25 protein-coding genes, 1 tRNA gene and 2 pseudogenes are annotated in these 16,490 nt (G+C 56.2%); 13 read left to right on the top strand and 15 right to left on the bottom strand.

Translation table 11 applies throughout. The features are described from left to right. Positions 1 to 393 precede the first annotated feature (393 nt). Positions 394 to 1,842: a tryptophanase gene (locus BN873_RS08320; RefSeq protein WP_048672793.1), complete on the top strand. Its 1,449-nt coding sequence runs from the start codon at positions 394 to 396 to the stop codon at positions 1,840 to 1,842. Between the two features lie 55 nt (positions 1,843 to 1,897). On the opposite strand, the gene proB is transcribed toward BN873_RS08320, so the two are convergent. The 4 genes and pseudogenes from proB to rplU form a co-directional block, all read right to left on the bottom strand. Then, entirely contained in the window at positions 1,898 to 3,046 is a 1,149-nt protein-coding gene (gene proB, locus BN873_RS08315; protein WP_048672790.1) for a glutamate 5-kinase, read from the bottom strand. Next, entirely contained in the window at positions 3,039 to 4,118 is a 1,080-nt protein-coding gene (cgtA, locus tag BN873_RS08310; protein ID WP_048672799.1) for an Obg family GTPase CgtA, read from the bottom strand. The genes proB and cgtA overlap by 8 nt, the downstream gene beginning before the upstream one ends. Before the next feature lie 70 nt (positions 4,119 to 4,188). Then, positions 4,189 to 4,449, bottom strand: a complete 261-nt coding sequence (gene rpmA, locus BN873_RS08305; RefSeq protein ID WP_048672787.1) for a 50S ribosomal protein L27 — start codon at positions 4,447 to 4,449, stop codon at positions 4,189 to 4,191. A gap of 90 nt (positions 4,450 to 4,539) precedes the next feature. Continuing rightward, positions 4,540 to 4,842: pseudogene (rplU, locus tag BN873_RS08300) on the bottom strand (50S ribosomal protein L21); the annotation flags it as partial. A gap of 176 nt (positions 4,843 to 5,018) precedes the next feature. Here rplU and ispB point away from each other — a divergent pair. Together ispB and BN873_RS08290 are read left to right on the top strand one after the other, a co-directional pair. Next, a complete protein-coding gene (ispB, locus tag BN873_RS08295) occupies positions 5,019 to 5,987 on the top strand; it encodes an octaprenyl diphosphate synthase (protein WP_048672783.1) in 969 nt (322 codons plus the stop codon). 12 nt (positions 5,988 to 5,999) lie between these two features. Next, positions 6,000 to 6,076 (top strand) — tRNA-Pro (locus BN873_RS08290). A gap of 14 nt (positions 6,077 to 6,090) precedes the next feature. Here BN873_RS08290 and BN873_RS08285 read toward each other — a convergent pair. From BN873_RS08285 to BN873_RS08250, 10 genes and pseudogenes are all read right to left on the bottom strand, one after another. Continuing rightward, a complete protein-coding gene (locus BN873_RS08285; RefSeq protein WP_048672781.1) occupies positions 6,091 to 7,209 on the bottom strand; it encodes a tyrosine-type recombinase/integrase in 1,119 nt (372 codons plus the stop codon). Positions 7,210 to 7,277: 68 nt separating this feature from the next. Further along, positions 7,278 to 7,433: pseudogene (locus BN873_RS21310) on the bottom strand (helix-turn-helix domain-containing protein); the annotation flags it as partial. Beyond that, positions 7,430 to 8,209, bottom strand: a complete 780-nt coding sequence (locus BN873_RS08280; protein ID WP_053085271.1) for a DUF5131 family protein — start codon at positions 8,207 to 8,209, stop codon at positions 7,430 to 7,432. The gene BN873_RS08280 and the pseudogene BN873_RS21310, both read right to left, overlap by 4 nt. Before the next feature lie 18 nt (positions 8,210 to 8,227). Next, complete coding sequence (locus tag BN873_RS20070; RefSeq protein WP_139031673.1) at positions 8,228 to 8,575, bottom strand: hypothetical protein; 348 nt, start codon at positions 8,573 to 8,575, stop codon at positions 8,228 to 8,230. Positions 8,576 to 8,605: 30 nt separating this feature from the next. Beyond that, positions 8,606 to 9,073: a hypothetical protein gene (locus BN873_RS08275; RefSeq protein ID WP_139031672.1), complete on the bottom strand. Its 468-nt coding sequence runs from the start codon at positions 9,071 to 9,073 to the stop codon at positions 8,606 to 8,608. Between the two features lie 73 nt (positions 9,074 to 9,146). Further along, entirely contained in the window at positions 9,147 to 9,413 is a 267-nt protein-coding gene (locus BN873_RS08270; RefSeq protein ID WP_048672776.1) for a hypothetical protein, read from the bottom strand. Next, positions 9,410 to 9,676, bottom strand: a complete 267-nt coding sequence (locus BN873_RS08265) for a hypothetical protein (protein ID WP_048672772.1) — start codon at positions 9,674 to 9,676, stop codon at positions 9,410 to 9,412. Before BN873_RS08265 ends, BN873_RS08270 begins: the two co-directional genes overlap by 4 nt. After that, positions 9,673 to 9,930 (bottom strand): hypothetical protein, encoded by a 258-nt coding sequence (locus tag BN873_RS08260; protein WP_048672768.1) that lies wholly within the window; start codon positions 9,928 to 9,930, stop codon positions 9,673 to 9,675. The genes BN873_RS08265 and BN873_RS08260 overlap by 4 nt, the downstream gene beginning before the upstream one ends. Positions 9,931 to 10,356: 426 nt before the next feature. Continuing rightward, complete coding sequence (locus BN873_RS08255) at positions 10,357 to 10,839, bottom strand: hypothetical protein (protein ID WP_139031671.1); 483 nt, start codon at positions 10,837 to 10,839, stop codon at positions 10,357 to 10,359. Between the two features lie 83 nt (positions 10,840 to 10,922). After that, positions 10,923 to 11,306 carry a helix-turn-helix domain-containing protein gene (locus BN873_RS08250; RefSeq protein ID WP_048672764.1) on the bottom strand — a complete coding sequence of 128 codons (384 nt, stop codon included), beginning with the start codon at positions 11,304 to 11,306 and terminating at the stop codon, positions 10,923 to 10,925. 71 nt (positions 11,307 to 11,377) lie between these two features. Here BN873_RS08250 and BN873_RS08245 point away from each other — a divergent pair, with 71 nt between their 5' ends. The 9 genes from BN873_RS08245 (at position 11,378) to BN873_RS18750 (ending at position 15,345) form a co-directional block, all read left to right on the top strand. After that, positions 11,378 to 11,641 (top strand): Cro/CI family transcriptional regulator, encoded by a 264-nt coding sequence (locus tag BN873_RS08245; RefSeq protein WP_048672762.1) that lies wholly within the window; start codon positions 11,378 to 11,380, stop codon positions 11,639 to 11,641. Then, entirely contained in the window at positions 11,638 to 11,895 is a 258-nt protein-coding gene (locus BN873_RS08240) for a hypothetical protein (protein WP_048672759.1), read from the top strand. The genes BN873_RS08245 and BN873_RS08240 overlap by 4 nt, the downstream gene beginning before the upstream one ends. 217 nt (positions 11,896 to 12,112) lie before the next feature. Next, complete coding sequence (locus BN873_RS20065) at positions 12,113 to 12,316, top strand: hypothetical protein (protein ID WP_139031670.1); 204 nt, start codon at positions 12,113 to 12,115, stop codon at positions 12,314 to 12,316. Between the two features lie 29 nt (positions 12,317 to 12,345). After that, on the top strand, positions 12,346 to 12,615 hold the full coding sequence (locus BN873_RS08235; RefSeq protein WP_139031669.1) for a hypothetical protein: 270 nt from the start codon (positions 12,346 to 12,348) through the stop codon (positions 12,613 to 12,615). 11 nt (positions 12,616 to 12,626) lie between these two features. Next, on the top strand, positions 12,627 to 12,824 hold the full coding sequence (locus tag BN873_RS08230; protein ID WP_048672755.1) for a hypothetical protein: 198 nt from the start codon (positions 12,627 to 12,629) through the stop codon (positions 12,822 to 12,824). Between the two features lie 47 nt (positions 12,825 to 12,871). Next, the gene (locus tag BN873_RS08225; protein ID WP_048672753.1) at positions 12,872 to 13,069 is read left to right on the top strand and encodes a hypothetical protein; all 198 of its coding nucleotides are present in this window, start codon (positions 12,872 to 12,874) and stop codon (positions 13,067 to 13,069) included. Then, entirely contained in the window at positions 13,059 to 13,235 is a 177-nt protein-coding gene (locus BN873_RS20365; protein WP_171820438.1) for a hypothetical protein, read from the top strand. Before BN873_RS08225 ends, BN873_RS20365 begins: the two co-directional genes overlap by 11 nt. 9 nt (positions 13,236 to 13,244) lie before the next feature. Continuing rightward, the gene (locus BN873_RS08220) at positions 13,245 to 14,672 is read left to right on the top strand and encodes a DEAD/DEAH box helicase (protein ID WP_048672751.1); all 1,428 of its coding nucleotides are present in this window, start codon (positions 13,245 to 13,247) and stop codon (positions 14,670 to 14,672) included. Next, positions 14,665 to 15,345, top strand: coding sequence for a KilA-N domain-containing protein (locus BN873_RS18750; protein ID WP_053085270.1), 681 nt, complete (start codon positions 14,665 to 14,667; stop codon positions 15,343 to 15,345). Before BN873_RS08220 ends, BN873_RS18750 begins: the two co-directional genes overlap by 8 nt. A 99-nt stretch (positions 15,346 to 15,444) precedes the next feature. On the opposite strand, the gene BN873_RS08210 is transcribed toward BN873_RS18750, so the two are convergent. After that, entirely contained in the window at positions 15,445 to 15,666 is a 222-nt protein-coding gene (locus tag BN873_RS08210) for a hypothetical protein (protein WP_048672749.1), read from the bottom strand. A 167-nt stretch (positions 15,667 to 15,833) separates the two neighbouring features. Here BN873_RS08210 and BN873_RS08205 point away from each other — a divergent pair. Beyond that, positions 15,834 to 16,490, top strand: a 657-nt coding sequence (locus tag BN873_RS08205; RefSeq protein WP_048672747.1) for an ISAs1 family transposase, incomplete at its 3' end; no start/stop codon positions are given.

The following is a 16,490-nucleotide window of genomic DNA, read 5'->3' as shown; positions in this document are numbered from 1 at the left end:
TTCCTCCGCCAACCTCCGCACCGTTCCCATCCGCTTCGCCTCATGCCTTAGTTCACACAGTCCAGAAGATTAGCTCAAACTGATGGGTGGTAAGGGGGGTAAGAGGTAAGTGCATCGTGACAATAAAACAGCGTATCATAGCGAACGATAGCGAATAAACGAAAAGCGGAAAAGCTGTTAATAACAAAGGCTTATGATACACTATCATTTGCCACGATAGGCAGTTATTCACCCCAAAATAGCGCTCCTAAGGGTGAGGTCACAGGTTCAATTCCTGTTCGGGGCACCATGTTTTCGGTAGTCAAGAGCATTAGGTCAAACCATGACTGCGTGATAGTCCGCTTTTAATCTATACCTCCCATTAATCTCAAAATAAAAAGGCCCAATCGCACCATGTCAACGGTAAAATTCTTTAGTGGAGAAGATGTTCCCCTGGAAATGCACAAGGTGCGCATCGTTCAGAAACTGAACCTGCCGCCAGTGGATTACCGGCTAAAAGCGATCACCGAGGCAGGCAATAACACCTTCCTGCTACAAAACCGGGACGTGTTCATGGACATGCTGACCGACAGTGGCGTTAATGCCATGAGCGATCAGCAGCAAGCGGCCATGCTGGTGGCGGACGACAGCTATGCCGGCAGCGAAACCTACAATCGGCTGGAAACCAAACTGCGGGAAATCTTTGGCCTCCACTATTTCCTGCCCACGCATCAGGGCCGTGCCGCTGAAAACATCCTGTCCCAGGTGCTGGTCAAGGCGGGCATGATCGTGCCCATGAATTACCATTTCACCACCACCAAAGCACACATTACCCTGAACGGCGGTAGCGTCGAGGAAATCATCACCGATGCCGGGCTGGAGGTCACCAGTGAACACCCGTTCAAGGGCAACATGGACATCGGCAAATTGACGGCTTTGGTCGAACAGCATGGCCGCGACAAAATCGCCTTTGTGCGCATGGAAGCCGGCACTAATTTGATCGGTGGTCAGCCTTTCTCTTTGCAAAACCTCGCCGACATCCGCCAGGTGTGCGACCGATACAATCTCCTCCTTGTGCTGGACGCTAGCTTGCTGGCCGATAATCTGTACTTCATCAAGGAACGTGAGGAACGCTGCAAGAGCTTGAGCATTCGGGAGATCACCCGGCAAATGGCAGCACTGTGTGACATCATCTATTTTTCCGCCCGCAAGCTCGGCTGCGCCAGGGGGGGCGGTATTTGCCTCAAGACCGAGGAGCTGTATCGCAAGATGCGCGGGTTAGTCCCGCTCTACGAAGGCTTTTTGACCTACGGCGGCATGTCAGTTCGGGAAATGGAGGCACTGACGGTCGGCCTTGAAGAAACCATGGATGAGGACATGATCAACCAGGGGCCGCAATTCATCCGCTACATGGTGGATGAATTGGTCAAACGGGGCATTCCGGTGATCACGCCTGCCGGCGGCCTCGGTTGCCATCTCAACGCCATGGAATTCCTTCGCCATGTGCCGCAAAGCCAATATCCGGCCGGGGCGTTGGCCTCAGCCCTCTACATCGCCAGCGGCATCCGGGGTATGGAACGCGGCACCCTGTCCGAACAGCGCGATCCCGATGGCAATGAAGTCTTTGCCAACATGGAGTTGTTGCGCCTCGCGCTGCCGCGCCGGGTCTTTACGCTGTCCCAGGTCAAATATGCCATCGACCGGATCACCTGGCTGCACGAAAACCGTGGGCTGGTGGGTGGCCTGGAATTCATCGAAGAACCAGAGATTTTGCGGTTCTTCTACGGCCGTCTGAAACCGATATCCGGTTGGCAGGAAAAGCTGCTCGCACGTTTCCAGCAAGATTTCGGCGACAGCCTATAGCGCACAGCAAAAAGGCCGCATCTGCGGCCTTTTCATTGCTGGTTTCAAGAAAAGCTTATGCTGTGTGCTGCTCAGCCGCGACCAAGACCAGATTATCGCGATGAATCAATGCTGGTTCGTCGATAGGGCCGATAGATGCCTCGATCCGGCGGGTTGTTTTACCGATCAACAGCAAGGCTTGATCTGTACCGTAATTCACCAGCCCGCGCGCGATCTCATCCCCGGCCGGGTCCAAACAAGCCACCAGATCGCCACGGTCGAACCGACCTTCCACCGCCGTCACGCCCACTGGCAGTAAACTTTTGCCATCGGCGCGCAACGCGCGCACCGCGCCACCGTCCAGCCACAGTCGGCCCTTGACCTGTAATTGCACCGCCAGCCATTGTTTGCGTGCTGCCAGCGGGCTTTGGTGGGGTCGTAGTAAGGTTCCCAGGTTCTCGCCGACTGCCACCCGACGCAATACGTCCGGTTCGCGTCCCCAAGCCAACAAGGTAAACGCCCCGGAACTCGCCGCTTTGGTCGCCGCGTGCAATTTGGTTACCATGCCGCCGCTGCCCAAACTACCGGCGCCGCTCGCCATGGCTTCCAGCGCCGGATCGCCGGCCTTGCCTTCCGAGATGAAGCGCGCATCGGGAAATTGGCGCGGATTTTTGTCGTACAAACCCTGCTGGTCGGTGAGGATCACATACAGTTCCGCTTCGACCAGATTGGCGACCAACGCACCTAAAGTGTCATTGTCGCCGAAACGAATTTCCTCGAACGCCACGGTGTCGTTTTCGTTGATGACCGGCACCACCCGCAGCCGCAACAACGTCCGCAAGGTGTTGCGGACATTGAGATAGCGCTGGCGGTCGGCGGCGTCCTCGTGCGTCAGCAGAATCTGGGCGGTTTGAATGTGGTGATGGGCAAAGGCCGATTCCCACGCTTGTACCAAGCCCATCTGCCCGACCGCCGCCGCTGCCTGAAGATCGGCCAGCGCGGTTGGCCGTTGTGACCAACCCAAACGTCGCATTCCCTCCGCTACAGCCCCGGAGGTCACGAGCAGCACTTCACGACCGGTTTGATGCAGCTCTGCCATCTGTGCCACCCAGGCGTCGATGGAAAAATTGTCCAATCCCTGGCCGTCGTTGGTGATCATGGCACTACCGATCTTGACCACCCAGCGCTGGGCCGCCCCCAGTTGTTCGCGGCTCTTGCTAAACATCGTCCGCCTCATTGTTGGCTGTGGATGCTATGCCCTGCTCCACCGTCGCTGCCTGTTCTTGCTGGAGTGCTTCCAGCCGCTCCATGACCGCTTGCATTAACGCCTCCGTCCCCTCGCCTGATAACGCGGAAATCGTGAACTGTGGACCGCGCCAGCGCAGCGAACGGCGAATCTTGGCAACCAACGGCTTGCGCTCTGCTTCCGGCACCAAATCCAGTTTATTCAGGACCAGCCAGCGTTCCCGATTTGCCAGTTCGGGGCTGTAGCGCTTCAATTCCTTGAGGATCACCCGCGTGTCTTGCACCGGGTCGCCGCTGTCGCTGTGGGGCGAAACATCAATCAGGTGCAACAATAATCGGGTACGGGATAAATGGCGTAAAAACTGGATGCCTAATCCCGCGCCTTCGGCCGCGCCTTCAATCAAGCCCGGTATATCGGCTATGACGAAGCTGCGCAACGGCCCAACCCGAACCACGCCTAAATTGGGGTGCAGGGTGGTAAAGGGGTAATCGGCGACCTTGGGCCGAGCGGCGGACACGGCGCGGATTAAAGTGGATTTGCCGGCGTTCGGCATTCCCAGCAACCCGACATCGGCGATGACTTTCAATTCCAGTCGAATATCCCGCGCTTCACCCGGTGTGCCCGGCTTGGCCTGGCGCGGGGCGCGATTGGTACTGCTTTTGTAACGGGTATTGCCAAGGCCGTGAAAGCCGCCGCGTGCTACCAGCAATCGCTGGCCGGATTCGACCAGATCACCGATCAATTCGCCAGTTTCGACATCATGGGCTAGTGTCCCAACTGGAACGACGATCTCCAGATCGGCCCCACTGCGGCCGGTGCAATTGGCCCCCATGCCTTTCTTACCATGCTCAGCCCGGAACAGCCGGGTATAGCGATAATCAGCCAAGGTATTGAGTTCGGCATCAGCCTGGAGGTAGATGCTGCCGCCATCACCGCCATCACCGCCATCAGGCCCACCGAAGGGGATATATTTCTCGCGCCGGAAGCTGACACAACCGTTGCCGCCGTCGCCGGCCTCGACCCGGATGGTCACTTCATCGACGAATTTCATGGTGCGTCCCTCGAATTTGACCCAAAAGAAAAGCCCCATCTGGGGCTTTCATCGCGCCAGGAGTCACCGCTCACTGCGCAGGGTAGACGCTCACGTACTTGCGGTTGAACTGCCCTTTGGTCTCGAAGGTCACATGGCCTTCGACCTTGGCGTACAGGGTGTAATCCTTACCACAACCGACATTCGCGCCTGGATGGAATTTAGTACCGCACTGCCGAACGATGATGTTGCCCGGTACCGCCAATTGGCCACCGAACAATTTGACGCCCAAGCGCTGCGCTTGCGAGTCACGACCGTTGCGGCTACTACCGCCCGCTTTTTTGTGTGCCATATTTCAATCCTCTTGCGCTGGGGCCGTATCGGTTTTTTGCAAGGTCGGTACAGCGACATTTTGCGCAGTCGAAGCGGCGCCCGATGAACGGATACCGCCGATGCGCACTTCGGTAAAACTCTGCCGGTGACCCTGCGTTTTGCGATAATGCTTGCGGCGTCGGAATTTGACGATCAGAACCTTCGGACCACGGCCTTGGGATTTTACCGTGGCGCTCACACGCGCACCGTCAATGTAAGGCGAACCGACTTTAATTTGGTCACCGTCGGCGATCATCAATACCGTGTCGAATTCCACGGCGGCGCCTTCCTCGGCATCAAGCTTTTCGATTTTGAGGGTCTGACCCTCGGCCACCCGGTATTGTTTGCCCCCGGTTTTGATGACAGCATACATTGATCAATTCTCCAAAACGACTTCGGCCGTCCCGACTAAAGGGGTGAGATTCTAGCTGTGTGCTCGGCCCAGGTCAAACAAATTCCAGTCGTCAGGAAGGCTTAGGCGGTCGCCTTGACCCTGTGGCAGCCAATCCGTAGCATGGGCGACGATTTTCTGCCAAGCCACCATCCCCCATGACTATCGAACACATCCGCGCGCCCATTGCGGACGATTTGCAAGCGGTCAATGCCTTGATCCGCCATCAGTTGCATTCCGATGTGGTATTGATCAACCAATTATCGGCATACATCATCGAGGGTGGCGGCAAGCGGCTACGCCCGGTCACTGTTCTGCTGGCGGCCCAGGCTTGCGGCTATACCGGGCAACAGCACATCGACGCCGCCGCGATTATTGAATTTATCCACACCGCTACGCTGTTACACGATGATGTAGTCGATGAATCGGGCTTGCGGCGCGGGCGGGAAACCGCAAACGCGATTTGGGGCAACCAAGCCAGTGTTCTGGTAGGCGATTTCCTGTACTCCCGCGCATTTCAAATGATGGTCAGTATCGGCAGTATGCGCGTCATGGAAATCATGGCTGATACCACCAACACCATTGCCGAGGGCGAGGTCATGCAGTTGCTCAACTGCCATGATCCCGATACAACGGAAGAACGCTACATGGCGGTGATTCACTGCAAAACCGCCAAGCTGTTCGAGGCGGCGGCGCAACTTGGCGCGGTGTTGACCGGACTGCCCCTTGAGGATGAATTGGCGATGGCCCGCTACGGCTTGCATCTGGGTACCGCTTTCCAGCTCATTGACGATGTACTGGATTACAACGCCTCCAGCGCGGAACTGGGCAAAAACATCGGCGACGACCTAGCCGAAGGCAAACCCACCTTGCCGCTGATCCACGCCATGCGCCACGGCTCGCCCGAAGAAGCTCAGATCATTCGTAATGCCATCGAGCAAGGCGGATTGCAGCAGATTGACTTGGTGACCCGCACTATTGAGTCAACTGGAGCACTGGACTATACTTCGTGTCTTGCCGCGAAAGAGGCCGAACTGGCCATCACCAGCCTACCGAGGCTCCCGGAGTCTCCAGCTAGAGACGCACTGATCGGTCTGGCGCAATTCGCGGTCAATCGCCGTTATTAATCACTCCCCTGTCGGGGTGTAGCTCAGCCTGGTAGAGCGCTGCCTTCGGGAGGCAGAAGTCGCAGGTTCAAATCCTGTCACCCCGACCAATCGATTCAAATACTTATCTGGTTTTTGCATTAACCTCATTAATGTGCGCGTGACCATATCGTGACACGTTATCTAAAACAGCCACTGCCGCTCGCACGTTTTCTGGGGCTAGATGAGCGTAGCGCTCGGTCATCGTTATGCTGGAATGCCCCAGTAAATCTCGTACTTCCATCAAAGGGACATTCGCGCTTACTAACCGTGCGGCACAGGTATGGCGCAGGTCGTGGATGTGGAAATCCACAATTCCTGCACGACGACAGGCGCTATCGAAGGATCGACGAAGGCTGGTAATGCGCTGGCCTCCGGCATGACAGAAGACCCACGGCGAGTCGGGACAATGGGTCGCCCTGTAGCGCGCTCTTTGGATCAACGCGGCGCGAGCCGTGTTGTTGATGGGGATACTGCGCCGCTTTTCATTTTTGGTGTGCGGCGCCCTTAGCAAAATCAAGCCAGTTGCAAAATTAACACGATCCCATTCCAAGCCTAGTAGTTCTCCCTTCCGCATACCCGTATGCAAGGCTAATTGGATAAAAGCGGGTAAATGCGCGGCTGCCTTGGGTTCCGACTCCGCAGCGGCCATAAGTAAGTCAGTCTCATCAATAGAGAGCCACCGGACACGGCCTTCTGGCTCCTTTAAGGTTCTGCCGCTAACCGGATTTTGGATTGCCCATCCCCATTCTCTACCCGCATAGTTCAGCGCGGCAGATAGCAAGCGCAATTCCTTATTAATCGTGCTTGGTTGCGCATTTAGCGCTTGGCGACTTTTGATGTAGTCCCTAATGGTCGATGGCGTCAACTGCGATAATTCGATCCCCGTGAATACGGGGTATAGTTGTTTTGCGCTGTAGTAATTTCGCTCTGCGCTCCGCTTTTTATCTTTCGTTTCAGCGAGATAGGCTAGGATCAATTCGTCGAAGGTGTGCGTCGGCGGTTTATCCCAGTGCTTCTGCTGGTAGGCGGCAAGCCGCCATTTTGCAAGCAGCGCTTCTGCGTCTTTGCGGTCGGTAGTTTGAGTACTACGGCGAGTTCTGCGGCCGCTTGCGTCGGCAAAACTGGCCCACCAGTACGGCGAGTCATCGCGTCGGTATAGCCCGTCTTGGTCTTTTCGGTTATTTGGTTTTGCTTTTTGCATATTCCGTTATCCGTGGCAGATGGCCCAACGCTGTCATTAGCATAGGCATTATCAGCGTGTTGTTCGACCCAGCGATGGAGGCTGGCGGCGGTGACCATGACCCGACGCCCCACCGGGACCGTTGATAATTCTTTGTTTTCGATCATCCGATAGACTGTGCGCACACTGATATTACCAAGCTGTCGAGCAGTTTCCTTTAAATCGCATAGCAACGTATCGATCATGACTCATCCACTCTTACGACCTCTGGCCATTGTCTGATCATCAGGTCATCTGGGATCGGGGTCTTGCGGGCCATTTGTTTCATAAAAAACGCAACTCCCGCCGCTTTGCATTGGTCGCGAAGACTGCGCGCCCAGTCGGGGTCCATAGGTCTGGCGTTTGGCCCGGACTCACCGCCAACAATCACCCAGCGAATGCCTGGCTGCGCGCCGATCTGGCGACGTCCGGTTTCGTCTAATAACCATGGGAGCTTGACCGGTCCTAGTAGAGGCTCAATGCTTAAAAATCTGACGGTGGCTGGGGTGTGTAGTAAGTCCTGGATGCGTTCGTTTGCGGTGTCCTGATCTTCAACAGAGACACCGAGCCACAAATGCGCTGGTGGCGTTTTGATAAGGCTATGGTCCAGCAGGGCGGTGATGGCGTACCGCATCCGTTTGGCGCGCTTGGTGAGGATCTGGTATTGGTGCCAGTCGGCGGTTTGCATCACATAGAAGACCCTGGAAATCTCAGCTAAATTAACCTCATTATGGAATAGGTCACTCATGCTATTGACGAAGATTCGCCTGGGCTTTTTCCACTGGAGCGGTTGGCCGAGTCGTTCGTGGTGGTATTGGACAGTGGTAAACGGTCGGCCGTAGTAGACGGTTTTCGGATTGGCCGATAGTCGCGCCCAGTCCCGTTCGGCGTAGCAGTGTTTGCACCCCGCCGATACTTTTGTGCATCCGGTTATGGGATTCCAGGTCGCGTCCGTCCATTCGATGCTTGATTTATCGCCCATTCTGGTTCTCGGATAAGTTCACGACCCAGCCTGCCATTGGCCGGCTTGCTGTCGGTGGGTTTTGGCTTGTTGTACGCTGGCAACCCAGGCTTGGTGCTCGGCCTGCCAGTCTTGTTCTGGGACAAAATCGCTCGTGTCGGGGATCTGCTCGGTGGACCCGATTTCCCAGCGGCTACCTGCAATGAGCCGTACCCGTTTTTTGCCGCGTAGCCGGTGGAGTTTATCCAGGACAATTGCTCTTTTTTTGGAGAGCATTCGTGGGGTTGGGTTTGGCGTATTGGCGAGTTCGAGTCGTGCGAGTTGGAGCACGGTTGCTGGTCCGTATTGGGCGAGCAGGTTGTAGGTGTGGGCTTGCTTGGCTGTCATCGCCACTTTCGTGTTTATTTCTTCCTCTAGTTAAGATTGTTTAACCTCCGGGTCATTTGTAAAAAGGAAATCAACCCCGTGCCGTCCGTTTTGCACGAGGTGCAGATATCTCTTATCCCATTCTGAGTTCCACTTTTGCGCCATGGCCAGCAGTTCCGGCACCTTGGCTTCGGCTTCTCTTTTTGAGAGGCAATAGACAGGATCGTAATAGCGGGCCTTATCGAGCACGATCCATTGCTTTCCATGGTGGTGGAACGCCTCAAATACTGGATTTGTTGGCGGGCGTAGCGGGATACGCGGGATTGGGACGATAGCCACGGCCTTTCTCAGGCACTCGCTCAGCAGTGGGTCATCTGCGGTATAGGCATCCACTACATATTTGTTGTTGTGCAACGTAATCGCAAAACCCACTTTGGTGCGATAAAGATTCCAGCGCTCGTATTTCCGGTTTAGTTCGGCCACTAATGCGTCACAGCTCATTACATCAACGTTGCTCAAAGCAATTCTCCAAGTCCGACGTAGTGGTAGACCGGATGCGCCGTGTGCGGGTTGGGGTTCCACCAGCCAGGGGTCATCGCACGACCGCCCTATAGAGTTGGCTTAGGAGGTAAATGACGGCGCTTTCTGCGATGACGATCAGGCAGCCGGCAATGAGGACAGTTAGCCGGTCGATGATATGGCCGTCATCTAGGGGATGGATGCGCCGTGGTGGGTGGTGGCGTTTTGGGCGAGGCGGTGGGCGGGTGTTTTGGCGGGTTGGCCATTGCTCCGAGTCGAATAGCAGATTTCCGTCGATGTCAGTGATGGTGTAGCGGGAGATTAGGGGGTTGTTGTTCATTGGCTTGCTCCTGCGTCGATCTGGAAACCGCCTAGGGCGCCGGACCAGCGGGCAGCGCCGCCCAGGTGGCGAGCGATGCGGGTGATGGCCCAGGCGACTGTGATGTAGGGGGTGCTGGGGTCAACTTGCAGCGTTATGCGGGTCGGGGTTTGCGCCCAGTGGGTCATCCCGATTATTCCGGCGAGATGCGCGATGAGGAGGCTGAACGGGATGGCGGAGGCGGGGGTGTTTTTGATGTGGATGTTGATGGGGATGGGTTTCATGCGGGGTCTCCACATTCGAGCGTGCTCATGCGATCTGCTCGTTTTTTGATTTCGTTTAGGATTTCTTGAAAGGTTTTTTCCTGGATGGCTTCTCGGCTCGGTTGGCCGATAATGGTGGTTTCTCGATCTGTGTCGGTGCGCCATTCGGCTAGGCAACGCTCGATTCGTTGCCGTTGCATTCGGGAGTGGTCGTTTTCGAGTTCCCGTAAGGCGTTTTTAATAACCTGTTGTTTCCATTTGTCTATTTTCACCATGTCGGTTGTTCCTTAAAGCCGGTCAGTTTTTTGAACGGATTCATTCGGTTTCTCCGGTTCGATTGAAACCTTGCCTTGCCTTGCCTTGCCTTGCCTTGCCTTGCCTTGCCTAGCCCTGCCTTGACCTGCTATGCCCAGCCGTGCCATACCGCTCCCCGCCTAACCTGGCCATTCCTCGCCCGGCCCAGCTCGCCTATCCTTAAGCTTCTAAAAAGCCCGCCCATGGTGGGCGGGAATGTCAGGGGTATGGCCCGCTCCCTATGGGGTGGGTGGCGGGTTAGGTATATTTAATCAAACTTAAAATATAAAATCAAGCATACTTAAAAATAACTTAATAAAAAACCCCGCACGAGGGCGGGGTAGGGTAGAATTTGGGAAGCTAGCCGTTTTGTTGGAGTGATGAATTGGATAAAGCGTGTGAGATTGCTAGTCTTCTTGCGGCGTTGGATCAGGAGATTCAGGCTGGGGCGGAAGCGTTGGTAATGGATGGGCAGGCCGCGCGGGAAACAATACAACGTTATCAGGACGAGATTTCGGCGAAGATGGTGATGATGTCCCGGTTGGCAAATACCGATTTAATCCGGCTTCTAACAACCCCTTGGCCGCCATGTAGGTCGAATTCTTTCCAGCCGGGTCCGGGCAGACTTCATTAGCCTCAACAATATCCCCAACGAATTCAGCAAATTGCTCGGTTGTTGATAGCTTTGTTGTCACAAATAAAAGGACCAGATTAAGCTGCGCTTGCAGCTCTTGGTAATACATCGTTTGGGTGCGGGCCAACTCCAGCTGTTGGTTCAGCGCACGCCAAACCTCTACCGATTGCCGCGCATGGGCGGCTGACTCTTTTTGTAGACTGAGAATGGCTTCTTGAAGTCTCAATATATAGTTTGTCGTTTCAAGATCCATCATCTGCCCTCCTATTGTCTTTTTATTAATTGGTAACCCGCCACCTGCGCCAGACCGTCCACCGCGATGCCACTCCACCACGGCTATTACGTCCGCTTTGTGTGGGCTAAGGCTTCGTAGATTTCTTCGTTTTGCCGTTTCTTTGCCTCAACATCTCGCATCGCTTCGTCTTGCTGTTTGTCGGTAAGGCCGCGAAGATTAAGCAAGAACGCCATTTCGCGCGGGGAAACCATATCTAGGGTGACGCCACGCTCCATCGGGCCTTTCTTGGCTCCTAGCCAGTCTGTTGATACCTCCAAGGCGCGGGCTACCGCGACCAAATTTTCAGGCTTCAGCCCTTTGGTTTGGCCCTGTTCCCATTGGGTGACAGACGCGCTTGATACACCGACCGCTCTAGCAAGATCAATTTTTTGCCAGCCTTTCCGTTCTCGCGCGTAGGTGATCCGTTCCGCAAGCGTTAGTAGTTCCATAGCAGCTACGCTACATGGAATTAACTTTAGTAAGCTTGACATAAGAATTTAAGTATACTTAGAATTATGGCATGAAAACCTGTGATGCCATCGCCTTTTTCGGCAACGCCACCGCGACAGCCGAAGCAGCCGGTATTTCGCCGTCTGCGGTCTCTCAATGGGGAGACCTCGTACCTCCCGCGACAGCAGCCATCCTCGAAAAATTAACCAACGGTGCGCTGATCTTCGATCCATCTGCTTATCGGAAGCGCAATGGTCGCCTTTGGGCGCTTGCCAAAGAGGGGAACTGCCACGCCAAACCCGCCCTATCCATGGGCCAGGAGGCGGCGGCGTGAAGACCCCTCGTCAATTCCCAGCCCAGACCCCACCCGTGGAAACCGGCCCCGTGCGCTTTGGTAATGACGACACCGGGCTGTTTATCCGTGGCGCTGAGACTCAGATGTACCCGACTGCCCTGCGGCTGGCTGCGTCGTATTTGCGCTGCGCGAAATACTGGGTCAATGCCGACATCCTGGACATGCTGGCCCAGTACATCGACGAAACCGTCGAAAACGGCGCCTCCAGTGAGCCGGAGGCGACTTTATGCTAGAGCGCCTGGTTTGCTTCTTTAAGGGCCATGACTGGTGGTTCGAGCCTCGGCCTGGGGTTTCTTACGTGGTTCATGGGGCCACCCTCTACGTTCCAAAACGTTGCATCCGGTGTGGAAAGCGTGATCCAGGGAGGCCAATCCCAAAACCGCCGCCCGTCGTGAGCCAGCGCCATGGCCGGTTGCCCGATGGGGGATTAAATGCCAGCGAGGCATCGCCATGAGCACATGGAAAACCGCCAGTCCCGATGAGACCGCTCACCTTTGGGTTCCGTCTTACGACCACCCGGATTTCGATGAGCCGCTGTGTGACCGAGTACTGCCGGCATTCCATTCTGGACTCACCGTGGTGGCCCATGAGTTTGACCCTTCAGCCTGTTGTGCCGAATGCCAACGGTTGAGCGGTGGGGAGGTGACTGGATGACCAAATGGCAAAGGACAGTGAGCGGTGCGATGGCTCATGTTTGGGACTTTGATGATGACCTCCTATGGCCGATTTGCGAAACCGTTCTTCCAGAGCATGAGTACATGATGGACTGGGTTGACCCGGATATTGACGGCGTGGAGTGCTGCGAACGATGCCAGGCACTCGATAACCCCGTGTCCTATCGACAGCATGATTTAGACCTCGATTACTCGCCGTGCATTTTTACGCGCGCTTCGCTGCTGCGGGACGGCGTGGAGGTCTTGGCCTATAGCGTCGCCGTCGGCGCCATGACATAGGGTAAACGCCAGTGTTGATGAATCGTGAGTCGTTGCGGGACATCGTGTCTCCAGTGCGATTTAACGAGCAGGAGTTTTTGAAGATCCGTGCTCAGGCTATCGAGCGCGGGCTGTCGTTTGCGGCCGCTGTGCGCGCCCTGGCGCTGGAAAAAGCAGCCGAGGAACTGGCAGCGAACGCCCATCAGGATGCTCCGGATAAGGCGGCATAAGAAGATGCTAAAGAGATACTCCGACCGTTCAATTACCTGGAGCGACCATGCCTATCGGATATCAGCTAAAGGCATATACGGATGCGGAACGGGTGGTTTTGAGCCAGATCGCACGGCAACGCGGCCTTTCCATCGAGCAAGTGGAGATCGAACTGGCAAAAGAGTGGGTTTCGCGCCTGGCCGATGTGGCCGTGACCGAGCCGATCAGCGTGTTGCCGTTCCCGGAGGTCGGAGATGACCGCTAGCGCGTTAACCACGGAACGTGAGCGAAAACTATTTTCTGATCTGCTGGATCAGTGGCGGAAAAACCATCTACCCGACGCACCACGCGAGCAGTTGGAGGCGATTGAAGAGGCGATGTATCGGTATCGACCGGGTTTGGCCGCTGGTGAGCGACGGTCATGGCGCTAGAGGTTCGCTATGTCCGGTCTATCCCTGTTTAAGCACCAGGAAGCCCTCATGTCCGCCGTTAAGCAATCGTACTTATCAGGATCGCAAGCCGTGCTGATGATATTGCCAACCGGCGGTGGAAAAACGGCGATTGCAGCGAAAATTGCTCAATTGGCTCATGCGAAAGGAAAACGGATTCTGTTTCTGGCCCATCGCCGCGAATTAATTCTGCAAATTTCCCGAATGCTGACGGTGTTCGGCATCGGTCACGGGGTCATCTTGCCCGATACCTTCGAAACAAAACACTCGGTGCAGGTGGCCAGTATTGCGACGCTGGCTCGGCGGCTTTATCCCGGTAAATACCAGTTTGATCTCATCATTATTGATGAGGCGCACCACGCGGTGAACGGCTCCGGGCTGGGAGCGATTATCGAGGCATTTCCGAAAGCAAAACTCCTGGGTGTGACCGCAACCCCTTGTCGGCTGGATGGGCGAGGGTTGGGCAAAGACGCAGCGGGTTATTTTGATGCGCTGGTCGAAGGGCCAAGTGTGTTGGAGTTGATCGAGGCAGGGTATCTGGCGCGGCCGGTGGTGTATGCGCCGCCGGCCGGGCAAGAGGTGGATTTGCGCTCGGTGAAGGTCACGGCTGGGGATTACAACCTGGGCCAGTTGGCCTCTGTCATGGATAAGGCCCTGTTGACTGGCGACGCTGTGGCCCATTATCGGCGGCATTGCGATGGCGCGCCTGCACTGGCGTTTTGTGTGACGGTCGAACATGCCGAGCATGTGGCCCGCCAGTTTCGGGAGGCGGGTTATCGCGCGGCGATGCTGGATGGCAAGACGCCGGATGATCGGCGCGATGCGATGATCCGCGATCTGGGCCGAGGGGAATTGCAAGTGCTGGCCAGTTGCAATGTGGTAAGCGAAGGCACGGATATCCCGATTGTGGCGGCGGCGATTTTGCTCCGTCCGACCGCCAGTTATGCGCTGGCGATGCAGCAAATGGGCCGCGTGTTGCGGACGTATCCGGGCAAGCAGCGAGCGACTATTTTGGATCATGCCGGGAATACCCGTCGGCATGGTCTGCCGACTGAGCCGGGTCAGTGGTCGTTGGCTAATCGGCCACGGAACAAGTCGGCGACGAACCTCCATTTAACGAAGGATTGTGTTGATTGCGGGGCGCTGTTGCCGCTGGCCGCACGGACCTGTCCAGAGTGTAGCTGTGTGTTTGAGTGGGCGCGCACGACAGAGGAACCCCCACCGACGGTAGCCGGAGAGTTGGAGGCGATTGATGCGGTGGCGGTGGCGCGGGAACGTCGCCGCGAAGTGGCCAGGGCGCGGAGCCTGGAGGAGTTGCAGGCCATCGGCAGGGCGCGTGGCTATAAGTCGGGTTGGGCCTGGCATATCTGGCGCGAACGGCAACAGGGCGCGGTAACAGGGCAGGTGGCGTATGGCTAACTCGCTCATTCAGTTGGATTATCAGGGTATGCCCGTCTCGTTCACCGAGGAGGGTTGGTTCAATGCAACGGTGGCAGCGGAACGCTTCGGGAAGCGGGTCGATCATTACTTAGCGAACGCCGAAACCAAGGACTACATCGCCGCTTTGTGCGATGGGGAAAATACCCGGAAAGTCGGGGATTTTATTAGAGCGAAGCGAGGCCGAAACGGGGGCACCTGGTTCCACCCTGATCTTGGCGTTCATTTTGCGCGGTGGCCGGATGTCCGCTTTGCGATCTGGTGCGACCGGCAAATTCGCGCCTTGATTGCCGGGTATCACCCCCACTACGACTGGAAACGCTTGCGGCACGAAGCGACCAGTAGTTTCAAGGTGATGAATGCGGTGCTGCAACTGCACCGCCAATTGCAAGGCAAGCCTAGCGCACAACATCACTTTATCAACGAGGCGAAACTGGTCAACTGGGCGCTGACGGGCGAATTCCAGGGGCTAGATCGGGAGCGGCTGTCGGCGGGCGAATTGGATTTGTTGGCGAAGTTGGAAGAGCGCAACGCTGTTCTGATCGGCTGCGGGCTGGGACGTGATGAGCGCAAGCTGGCTTTGAGACGTTTTACACGGGATTGGCCTGCTTGCGGTGTTGGTAGTGCATTACATCAACAAGAGGTATCGATATGAATTCAGAAGAACATTCCGCAGGTTGTGGTATCCAGCATCGCCCGGCATTTGACCAGGATTTCGTGCGCTGCGAAGGTGAGAACCTGTGCCGCGATTGCCTTAGTCCCGTCGATCTTCGCGTAGATTCCGATCCCGCTCCAGCAGCATCAGCTCACAGATTTTTAGAGCGTGCTCTGGGGTGGCTTGGCCTTCAAAGACGGATTGCACTGCTGCCCATGCAAAATCCAGGGTGTCGGTAACATCTACGAGTGCTGCCCTCATGCCTTCAGGTAAGCGCTTTTGCAGGGCGAGCTTGGTATCAAAGGGGTTTTTTGCTTGCATGAGAAGCCGCTTTGGTGGGTTGTGGTCTCAAATTAAAAAGTATGAGCCGTCATGATCACTTTTGCCAGAGACTGTAAATTCGATTCAGGGCAATCGCGCTATGTAAGGAGTTGACAAGGGGTAGGTGAGAGGGATATGGGAAGGGAACACTTGTCAGGAGAAAACCGATGCTGCCTCAATTGCTGGACCCGCGCCCGTATTTAGCCGACCTGCCTGATCCCCGCCGGGAGACCCAAAACAAGCTGCATAAACTGCATGATATTTTGATGATTGTGTTGTGCGCGGTGTTAAGCGGCGTTGAGGATTGGGTAGGGATGGAAGCGTTTGCTGAGGAGAAGGAAGCGTGGTTGCGAGGATTTTTAGAGTTGCCCAACGGGATTCCTTCGCACGACACGCTAAGCGATGTGATGGGGCGGATTGATCCTGGGGCCTTCCAGAGGGCCTTTACGACGTGGGCGCGGGCGGCCTTGCCGGGGTTAACCGACGAACCGGTCTGCGTCGATGGCAAGGCGGTGCGCGGCCGTCGGAACGGTGCAAACCCGGCGGTGCATCTGGTCAGCGCCTTTGCCGGGCGGGCGCGTTGGGTGTTGGCGCAACAGGCGGTGGCGGCGAAATCCAATGAGATCACGGCGATTCCCGACCTATTGGCCCTGCTCGACTTGCACGGTGCCGTGGTGTCTGTCGATGCCCTGGGCTGTCAGAAGAGCATTGCACAAACGATCATCGACGCCGGTGCGAATGACGTCCTGGCCCTGAAGGAGAACCATCCGACCCTCTGCCAGGACGTTCGGCTCTGGCTGGATACCGAAGTGGCGCAGGAGCGC

Origin of the sequence: Candidatus Competibacter denitrificans Run_A_D11 (genome assembly GCF_001051235.1) — a bacterium.
GTDB classification, from domain to species: domain Bacteria; phylum Pseudomonadota; class Gammaproteobacteria; order Competibacterales; family Competibacteraceae; genus Competibacter_A; species Competibacter_A denitrificans.
This window is presented reverse-complemented; position numbering and strand designations above follow the sequence as displayed.